This window comes from Streptomyces sp. NPDC085524 (assembly GCF_044541755.1).
Taxonomy (GTDB): domain Bacteria; phylum Actinomycetota; class Actinomycetes; order Streptomycetales; family Streptomycetaceae; genus Streptomyces.
The window spans coordinates 329,191-339,615 of record NZ_JBITTH010000007.1 but is presented as its reverse complement, the minus strand read 5'-3'; the positions used below and the strand labels follow the sequence as shown (position 1 = coordinate 339,615).

The window sequence follows — 10,425 nt, the reverse complement described above, 5'->3', positions numbered from 1 at the left end:
TTGATGTCACCGAAGATCGGTGCGGGGCTGTTCGGGTTCGACGGGACGTAGAAGCTGTGGACGACGGGCTGGGACATGTTGCCCGCGTTGTCCTGGGTCTGGAAATAGAGGTAGTTCGTGCCCCAGGCGCGCGGGGTGTACGTGATGGTCGTCTGGCCCGCGGTGAAGGTCTTCACGATCTGCGGGTCGGAGTCGGTGCAGTTCCAGTCGGAAGCCGCCTTCACTGGGTCCGTGGTCCAGCGGGCGCAGGCCAGGCCCGAGCTGCGGTTGGTGCCGGTGGTCGGGGCGTTGTCCGCTCCGGCGAGGGTGAAGGTGCCCGCCTCGTCGACGCGCTTGGGGTGCCCGCCGGTGGTGCCGGAGAGCGGGAAGTCGGTCGAGGTCACCGATGCGGACGGCGGGGTCCGGTCGATGCGGAAGAAGCACCAGGGGGTCTCGGTGCTGGTCAGCGTGTCGTCCGTGGTGCGTGAGGTCCAGCCGTACTGGTGGCCTTCGATGAGCGAGCCGGCGTTGACGACGGCGTCGCCCGCGGAGCCGTTCCAGCCGGTCTGGTGCCACACGGACGCACCCGCGGCGTCGTCGTCCCAGATCTGGAAGGTCGTCTGGAGCTGGCGGCCGGTGGGCGACCAGGTCTCGGACGTGAGGGAGACGTTGGTGTTGGCACCGATCCAGCCCGGGTTGTCCCAGGGCTGGGCCGCACCCGGGGTGGTGCAGGCGGAGTAGGTGCCGGTGGCGGCGAAGCCCGGGGTGGGGCCGGTGCGGGGGTTGCCGATGTGGGGCTGGAAGTCGTACGTGGTGACGACGTGCGGGGTGTTGCTGAACCGCTGGCGGTAGTACATGTTGCCTTCGTCGTCCGGCGCGAGGCCGAAGGTGAAGGTCGACCAGCGGCCGGAGGCGGCGTTCTTCATCTGGCTGGTGACGTTGTACTGGATCTCACCGGTGCCCGAGATGGTGGCGCCACCGATCTTGGTGCAGCCGCCCATGCGCGAGTTCTTGTCGCAGGGCTGCCGGTTCCAGGACGTGGGGCTGCTGATGCCCGTGGGGCTGTGGTAGAGGCCCATCGGGGTGGCCGTGCTCGGGCTGGACGAGGACACGACGGTGGCGTAGAGCCGCGCGTCGAGGACCTCGGCGCCGTGGATGCCCGTGTTGATGCCGATCTGGAAGTACGCGCGCTCGCGGCCCTTGCGGGTACACGTCGAGTAGCCGCAGTAGCCGGAAGCCGGGGTGTTCTGACCGTCGGAGGTCCCGTTGAACTCGTTCGTGTCGGGGTACGCCTCCTGCACCTGCGACCACGCCTGGTTGGCGCTGTCGGCGGAGGGGTTGACGCCCGGGTCGATGTACCAGGGGCCGGTGCCCTGGCCGAGGAGCGAGGTGTCGGGGATCAGATCGATGCCGGTGGCATCGGCCTTGACGCCGATCGGCTTGACGTTGGCGGTGTCGCCGGGACCGTCGGGGGTGGAGGCGATGACCCGGTCGGCGGCCGCGGGGGCCGAGGACGGCGGGGCGTCGGAGCCGCTCGCGGCCGAGGACTTGCTGCTCTTGCTGCCGCTCTGCGGCGCGGCCGCTGCCTCGGGGGTGTCCTTCTTCGTGGAGTCCCACATGAAGGAGGTGGGGCTGGTGAAGCGGGCCTTGCCCTGGGCGTCGTCGAAGCTGATGTTGCCCGCCGCATCGGCGGTGGTCTTCAGCCCGGGGGCGTCGACGTCGAGGCGGATCTTCTTCAGGGCGGGGTTCGCCGCGGCCTGGGCGGTGCGGACGATCAGGACCTGGCTCCAGCCGCCGAGCCGGGTGGCGGTCAGGCGCAGGTCGACGTCGGGCAGGACGTTCTTGTAGAGGGCGTCGTTGCCGTCGAGGACCGGCTTGGGCAGCTTGAAGGGCGTCTTGAAGGCCAGCTTCTTGCCGTCGGCCGTGGTCATCGTCGCCATCGGCCCGTTGCCGCCACCGGAGATGCTCAACGGGGAGGGAACGACCGCCGGGGATATGGTGCCGTCGGCGTTCACCCGGAGCGTGGTGTCGATCGCCCGCCAGGACCCGTCCGCCTGCTTCACCCGCTCGGGCGCCGAGGCGGCGTCCACGGTGAGGGTGCCGGCCGGGTTGGCGAACGTCTGAGAGTTACCGGTCGTCAGGTGGTCGATGACCACCCGCTTCCCCATGCTCCTGGCCTGCGCCAGGGCCGCGTCCACGGCCTTCTCCTGGGCGGTCGGCGCGGGCTTGGGAGTCGCGGCCGGCCAGTCGCGGCTGGCGGGCCCGTTGCTCGCGAAGGCGCTCGGAGCGGTGATGAGCCCGGCCCCGAGGGACAGCACCACGGCGCCTGCCACGGGAAGCATTGCGGCCGCGGATGCCCGCCGACGCCGGAGGGCCCCCGGCCTGGGGTCGAGTGGTGAAGGTGATGGCCTCATGGGCAGAGGTCCTCGCTATGCGCGTCGGTGAACGAAGGTCACGCGCACGTTCCTCGCTGGCCGAAAATCTGTCAACGCTTTAACAGGTCGATATATCCGAATCATGCAAATAAAGATCACGGTGACCGTCAAGTGAGATTGATCATGTAAGGAAAAGTTAATGAGAATCTGTACGAATGAATCTCCCCTTCCCTAGGGTGCGGCTTCCGGACTCTGTTGAAACCGGACTCCGTTATTCCTTTTCAGTGGGGGGATTTTGTTGTCTCGTCAGGGTGGTCTGATTTCGCGCGCGCGCGCGAAACGGCCACGTGTTGCGATGGTCGCCGCGCTCGCGGTGCTCATCTCCGGCCTGGGCTTGCCCGCGGTCGAAGCGGCGGCGAAGCCGCCGAAGGTGTGGGTGCCGCCGAATACGGCGCTCCCGCAGACCAAGCCCGTCAAGGGCTCGGATGCCAAGCCCGCCAACGCGAAGGCGCCGGTCGGCAAGGCGTGGACTCCGGACGCTAAGGCGAAGGCCCCGTCCGGTTCCGCGACCGTTCCGCTTAATGCGGCCGGGACTTCGGCGACTGCGGCGGCCGCCGGTAAGTCGGTTCAAGCCGGCACGTTGCCCGTCTGGGTCGCTCCTGCCAAGAGTCCGAAGAATTCAGCGAAATTGTCGGAACTTGCAACCTCCGATTCCGGTTCCGTTTCCGGTTCCGGTGAGGGCTCGCTCCGGGTGGAGGTGAAGGACGAGGCGAAGACGCGTGCGGCCGGTGTCGGAGGCGTCCTCGTCGCTCTGACCGACGCGGCGGGCAGCGCTTCTTCCGGCAAGGTCCAGGTCGGGTTCGACGTCTCGGCATGGGCGAAGACGACTGGCGCGAACTGGGCGGACCGCGCACGCGTCGTCCGTCTTCCCGACTGTGCACTGACGACTCCGGGCGCGAAGGGCTGCACGGCCCGTACCCCGGTCGCTTCCCACAAGGACGCCTCAGGCCGTCTGGTCGCGGAGATCGACGCCCCCAAGGCGAAGACGACCGCCCTGAAGTCGGCCCCGTCGGATGCTCCGCAGATGCTGGCGGCGCAGGCCGTCGCGCTCGCGGTGGAGGCGGGTCCGTCGGGTGCGAGCGGTGACTTCACCGCGACCCCGATCGCGCCGTCCATGTCGTGGCAGGCCGGCGCGAACGCCGCGAACTTCACCTACGGCTACACCGTCGAGGTCCCGTCCTCCATCGCGGGCGCCGGGCCGGACGTGGGCCTGGCCTACGACTCGTCCTCGATCGACGGCCGTACGGCGTCGACGAACGCGCAGGCCTCCGGGTTCGGTGAGGGCTGGGACTGGAGTCCGGGCTCGATATCCCGCTCGTACAAGGGCTGCAAGGACGCGGGGATCGCGGAGTCGGGTGACGAGTGCTGGGCCGGGGACATCCTGTCCCTCAACCTCGCCGGCCACTCGGGCCAGATCGTCCGCGACGACACGAGCTGCGTCTACCACCTCCAGGGTGAGGACGGCACGAAGATCGAGCGTCTGACCGGGCAGCGCAATGCCGCCTGGAAGGGTGAGGGCTTCAAGGTCACCACGACCGACGGAACCCAGTACTACTTCGGCTCCAACCGCCTGCCCGGCGGCGACGGCACCGACCCGGAGGCCAAGTCGGTCTCGACGGTCCCTGTGTACTTCAACAGCGGTCAGGACAAGTGCCTGGGCGCCGACACTCCCGCGAACGGCACGTGGCAGCAGCTGGGCTGGCAGTGGAACCTCGACTACGTCGTCGACCCGCACCAGAACCTGGTCTCGTACCGCTACGAGCAGGAGGACAACTTCTACGGGCGTGGCGGCGGCCAGAACGGCGGCACCGGCACCAACACGAAGTACCAGCGCGGCTCCTACCCGACCTGGATCGGCTACGGCCAGCGCCTGCCCGAGCAGATAGCGGCGAAGGGCGCTGCGAAGCCGGCCGTCCAGATCAACATCAAGAACGCCGAACGCTGCGTCGTGATCGGGACCGTCACCTGCACGGACACCGCGCAGCGCACCAAGGCCAACGCCAAGTCCTGGCCGGACACCCCGATCGACCAGGAATGCCCGGCCACCGGCCAGTGCCTGAACCTGTCCCCGACGTACTTCACGACCAAGAAGTTCACCCAGATCGCGACTCAGGTCTGGACGGGCACGGCGTGGCGCACGGTCGACACCTACGACCTGACGCAGTCGTTCCAGGATCCGGGTGACGGCACGTCCCCGACCCTGTGGCTCGACAAGATCGAGCGGACCGGCTCGAACGGCAAGACCGCGATCAAGCTCCCCGCGGTGTCGTTCCAGGCGACGCAGTTCCCCAACCGCGTCGACGGCGTCGTCCGACGCCCGGACGGCACGGATGCCTCGGCGCCGAGCTACCGGCGTCCGCGCATTCAGACGATCACCACGGAGACCGGTGGCCAGATCAACGTCGCCTACAAGGCCCCGGAGTGCTCGCGCCTCAACGGCACGATGCCGTCCTCCGAGGACGGCAACACGATGGCCTGCATGCCGGTCAAGTGGTACCTGCCCGGGCAGTCCTTCGCGGACCCGGTCAACGACTGGTTCAACAAGGTCATCGTGCAGTCCGTCACCGAACAGGACAAGGTCGGCGGCCAGGTCAGCAAGGTCACCGAGTACGAGTACGGCGGCGGCATCGCCTGGCACCGCAACGACTCCGAGTTCACCGACGCCAAGACCCGCACCTGGGACCAGTTCCGCGGGTTCGCCACGGTGACCACCCGCTCCGGTAGCGGCAACGCGAGCGAAGCGCCGCGGACCAAGAGCGTGGTGACGTACTTGCGCGGCATGGACGGTGACGTCCTGGCCAATGGCACCAAGCGCAGCGTCAACGTCCCTGACGCCCAGGGCGGGACGATCAAGGACGAAGAGGTCTTGTCCGGGTTCGTCCGTCAGAGCCAGACCTATGACCGTGACGGCGGCGCCGTCATCGCGGACGAGGTCACCACTCCGTGGATCGGCCCGATCACCGCGACCCGCAACCAGTCCGCGGGCATGCCGCCGATCACAGCCCGTGCGCTGAACACGGCTCAGGTCACCACCCGCGCGAAGCTCGCCAACGGCAGCTGGCGCACGAGCGAGCGCAAGTCCACCTACGACACGACGCTCGTTACCCGGCCCCTCCAGGTCGACGACAACAGCGACATCTCCCGCACGGACCAGCGTCTGTGCACCACCTTCGAGTACCCGACCGGCCCCGGCGGCGCGGTCACCGAACTGGCCTCCCGCACCCTGGTCATTTCCGGAACCTGCGGCCAGACGCCGACCGCCGCCAACACCGTCGGTGACACGCGCTCGTACTTCGACGGTCTGGCCTACGGCCAGGTCGGAGCCACCGCCGACGGCACGGGCACCGAGGTTCTGGAGCAGTACGACAGTGCCGGCAAGCCGGTCTACCGTCTCAATTCCACCTCCACCTACGACGCCTACGGCCGCGTCACCAGCAACACCAACAAGGTCCGCACCGACACCGCCCACCCGGGCGGCGCCGTCACCGCGACCGCGTATTCCCCGCCCACCGGCGTCCTGCCGGACACCATTACCCACACCAACCCGCTGGGCTGGAAGTCGGTCACGACCTTCGACATCGGCCGCTCGCAGCCGCTGAAGATCACCGATGAGAACAGTCGCGTCACGGAGCGCACGTACGACGCGCTGGGGCGGGTCGTGTCGATCTGGCAGCCCGGCCAGGACTCGACGAGCGACCTGCCGGTCCGCAAGTTCTCGTACATGATGAACGGCACCAACGCGCCGTCCGCCGTTCTGAGCCAGGCGCTCATGAACGACAACACCTACACCTCCAGCTACTCCATCTACGACGGCCTGGGCCGTGTTCGTCAGACCCAGGCGACGCCCCCCTCGGGCGTGGCCGGCCGGATGATCACGGACGCACTGTTCGACTCCCATGGTCGGCAGGTCAAGACCAGCTCGGCCTATTACACGGACCAGGGCTCGCCGTCGGCGGCAGTGTTCCTGCCCAACGGTGGTGTCCAGCCCGACAGTAAGATTCCGTCCCAGACCGTCCAGGTCTTCGACGGCCTCGGCCGCGTCACCGACACGATCAGCCAGTCCTTCGGCGTGGAGCAGTCCCGCTCCAAGACCGAGTACCCGGGCGCGGACGAGGTGCGTCACACCCCGCCGGCCGGTGGTTTCGCCACGGCGACGATCACCAACGGCACCACATCGATCCTGCGCCAGTACAAGGCCAACACGCCCACTGGTGCGTACGACGAGACGACCTACCTGTCCAACGGCCGAGACCAGGAGCTGTCCCGGAAGGACTCCGCCGGCAACGAGTGGACCTTCACCTACGACCTCCTGGGCCGCGTGGTGAAGACCACCGACCCGGATGCCGGAACCAGCACCACGGTCTACGACGACAAGAAGAACCTCGTCACCGCCACGGACGCCCGCCTCAAGAGCGCCACGACGGTCGTCGACATCCTCGGCCGCGCCGTCGCCACGTACGAGGGTACGGCCGTCGACCCGGCCAAGCAGGTCGGCGCGTTCACCTACGACGCGAAGTTGCTGGGCAAGCCCGACACCACCACCCGTTACGTGGGTGGCAAGACGGGCAGCGCCTACGTCTCGGAGGTGACCGGTTACGACGGCGGCTACCGCCCCCTCGGCACTAAGGTCACCATCCCGGCCGTCGAGAAGGAGCTGGCCGGTACCTACGAGACGACCAACACGTATGACGCCTACGGGCAGCTGAAAACCACGACCATGCCCGGCATCCCCAAGGCCGGCCTGGGCGTGGAGACGGTGACCTACGGCACCGACGTCGCGGGGAACCTGACCTCCATCGGCGGCAAGATCGGGCTCACCAGGACCCCGTACCTCGTGGACATGCGCTACGACCCCTACGGGCGGGCCATTCGCAGCACGATCGGTGACACCGGCATGCAGGTCGTCTCCACGACGGACTACGACGCCGGCAGCGGTCGTCCGGTCCGCTCGACCCTGGACAAGCAGACCGCCGCGACCGCGAGCGTCGATGTCCTGGACTACACCTACAACAAGGTCGGCCAGATCACCTCGATCGGTGACACCCAGGACGGCACCGGCCGCGACCTGCAGTGCTTCACCCACGACTACCTGGGCCGCCTGACCCAGGCCTGGACGGACACCGGCACCCAGACCACGGCTGCCGCGCCCAGCGTCCGCGGCATCGGCGGCTGTACCAACGCAGCCGGCCCCGCCGTCGACGGCACCGGGAAGCCCAGCGTGGGCGGTCCCACCCCTTACTGGCAGCAGTACGAGTACGACGCGATCGGCAACCGCAAGAAGCTGGTGAAGAAGGACGTCACCGGCAACGCGTCGAAGGACGTCACCATCACGCAGACGTTCGGTGCCGGGCCCAACGTCCCGTCCACCGACCCGCAGACGGGCGGCGGCACGGGCGGGCCGCACGCGCTGATGAAGTCCACGGAAACCGGCCCGTCCGGAACCAAGGTCACTTCCTACACCTACGACGCGGTCGGAAACACCGCGGGCATCACCAACACCGCCGGCACCAAGTCCCTGACCTGGGACGGCCAGGGGAAGCTCGACAAGATCGTCGGAACCGGTGAGAGCGCCGGAACCAGCTACCTCTACGACACCGGTGGCAGACAGCTCATTCGTCGCGATCCTGCCAGCACCACGCTGAACCTCGGTACCGACCAGATCACCCTGGACACCGCCAGCGGCAAGGTTTCCAACGTCCGTACCTACGGCGCCCCCGGCGGCCTCTCCGTCACCCGCACCACCAGCACCAGCAGCGGCTCCGCGTTCACCTACCAGAGCTCGGACCACCAGGGCACCGGCGGGGTCCAGTTCAAGGCCTCCGACCTCAGCCACATCCGCCGCGCATCGGATCCGTTCGGCAACGAGCGTGGTACTCAGCCCGCCCCCGGAACCTGGGCCGGAGACAAGGGATTCGTCGGCGGCACCAAGGAGAAGTCCACCGGCTTCACCCTCCTCGGCGCCCGCGAGTACGACCCCGCCACCGGCCGCTTCATCAGCCCCGACCCCATCACGGACGCGGGTGACCCACAGCAGTGGAACGCCTACGCCTACTCCACCAACAGCCCGATCAACACCTCCGACCCGACGGGCCTGGAGAGCTGCTACGGAGTCGCCTACTGCTCGGGCAGCAACGGAACGGACCTTGGCTCCACCTTCGACCCGGACTACGACAAAAAGCACGGCGGCAATGACGACGACGAGCCGTCGGACACGGAGCTCAAGGAGTCCACGAAGAAGGTCTCCGACGCCAAGAAGAAGCGCGACAAGCTGATCGACGAAGTCGTCGACATGGTCGGGGACCTGATCGGATACAACGACGCCCGCGACTGCTTCACCAAGGGCGACGTCATGGCCTGCATCAACACGGCCCTGAACTTCGTCCCCTGGGGCAAGCTCTTCAAGGCCGTCAAGATCGGCATCAAGGCCTTCAAGATTTACAAGGAGGTCAACAAGGCCTACGACGCCGTCCACGAAGCCGAACGGGGAGCGGCCAAGGCCGCGGATGCCTACAGCACGGCGAAGAAGGCGGCGAAGGAGGCCCGTGACGCCGAGGCCAAGGCAGCCCAGTCGGCATCGGAGAAGGCCGCCAAGGAATCGGCGAGCGACAGCGCGGGCACCCAGGCGAAATCAGTGGCCGACGAAGCCGACCTCGCGAAGAAGGGTGACGGCGCCGACGCCAGGGGCAGTGGGGGTGAGGCCGCATCGGGCGTGACCAAGTGCAATAGCTTCCCCACGGGTGTGCAGGTCCTGATGGCCGACGGCACGGCCAAGTCCATCGAGGACGTCAAGGACGGCGACGTGGTCATGGCCACCGACCCGCAGACCGGCGAAACGCGTCCCAAGACCGTCACCACCACCATCACCACCCCCGACGACAAGGAATTCACGGACCTCACCCTTACCGACGAGGCAGCTCCCCGCGGCCCGCCCGCGAAGATCACCTCTACCTACCACCACCCCTACTGGAGCGAAACCCGCCACCAGTGGACCGATGCGGGCGAACTCACCGTCGGTGAAGAACTTCGTCAGCCGGACGGCACGACCCTCACGGTGGCGGCGACGCGTTCCTACGCGCACGCGGTCACCACGCACAACCTCACCGTCGATGAATTCCACACGTACTACGTGTTCGCGGGGACGGCTCCTGTCCTTGTCCACAACTGTGACGTCGACTATGGAAAGGTCCTTGCGGACGGACGTCGGACGGGTGTCGTAGCCATTGTCACGCCGGCCACGGTCAAGGGGTTCAAGGCCAGTCGTGCCATCATTCCCCCTGGCTTCGTGAAGAACACTCCTGGCCACACCAGGGGACACCTCCTGCCTCAGTCCCTCGGTGGCAACGGGAGAATAGCCGCCAATCTGGTCAAGACGAAGTCGAAGACGGACAACGGGGCGATGGCGGCGTTCGGCGACTCGATCGCTGCGCACGTGGCGAAGGGAAACACCATTCTGTTCCAGGCCACACCCCGATATCTGCCGGGATCGAATGTTCCCTTCAGGGTCGACATCCATGCCTTCGACGACAATGGCTGGTCCACCGCCGCCCAGTTCCTGGTCGGGTGAAAGGATCAGTGCATGTATCCGTTTGAGCTAGTCCGGCTGACCGACTTCGAGAACGAGGTCAGGATCGTAGTGCTGTCACCCATGGACTCCACGTTCTGGGAAGCCAGGATCGAGGTGACCAGCATGTTCGTGAAGGGCAGCACCCTCCTCGTCCTGTCACGTCCCAAGATCGAGGCATGGGTCCAGGCGCTGGAGAGGCTGTCTCTCGGACAAGACGTCGTGTGGATGGAGTCGGACCGAGGTCCTACCGTGACCATTCAGCTCGAAGGCGAGCGGGATTGTCAGGAGGTCGTGGTGGAAGACGAGTCCATCTCGATGGTGACCGTACGCATCCCGATCGTCTTCGAAGACGGATGGATCGCCGACCATCAGGAACGCGTCCGTCGCTTCCTCCAGGAGCTGTGAGATCAGTTTGCCGCTGATGTCCCTCCGTAAATCGGCCTGAGG

General features: G+C 67.2%; 2 protein-coding genes and 1 pseudogene. 2 read left to right on the top strand and 1 reads right to left on the bottom strand.

Annotation, left to right across the window (positions count from 1 at the left end):
• Positions 1-2,312, bottom strand: a pseudogene (locus tag ACIGFK_RS13835) (hypothetical protein); the annotation flags it as partial.
• A gap of 730 nt (positions 2,313-3,042) precedes the next feature.
• On the opposite strand from ACIGFK_RS13835, the gene ACIGFK_RS13830 reads away from it, so the two are divergent.
• Together ACIGFK_RS13830 and ACIGFK_RS13825 are read left to right on the top strand one after the other, a co-directional pair.
• Positions 3,043-9,978 carry a polymorphic toxin-type HINT domain-containing protein gene (locus ACIGFK_RS13830; protein WP_376657644.1) on the top strand — a complete coding sequence of 2,312 codons (6,936 nt, stop codon included), beginning with the start codon at positions 3,043-3,045 and terminating at the stop codon, positions 9,976-9,978.
• Between the two features lie 12 nt (positions 9,979-9,990).
• Positions 9,991-10,383 carry a DUF5959 family protein gene (locus ACIGFK_RS13825; RefSeq protein WP_376657645.1) on the top strand — a complete coding sequence of 131 codons (393 nt, stop codon included), beginning with the start codon at positions 9,991-9,993 and terminating at the stop codon, positions 10,381-10,383.
• Positions 10,384-10,425: the final 42 nt, after the last annotated feature.

Coding starts and splice junctions, on each gene's coding strand:
- ACIGFK_RS13825 (WP_376657645.1), top strand. CDS start 9,991: ATGTATCCGTTTGAGCTAGTCCGGCTGACCGACTTCGAGAACGAGGTC.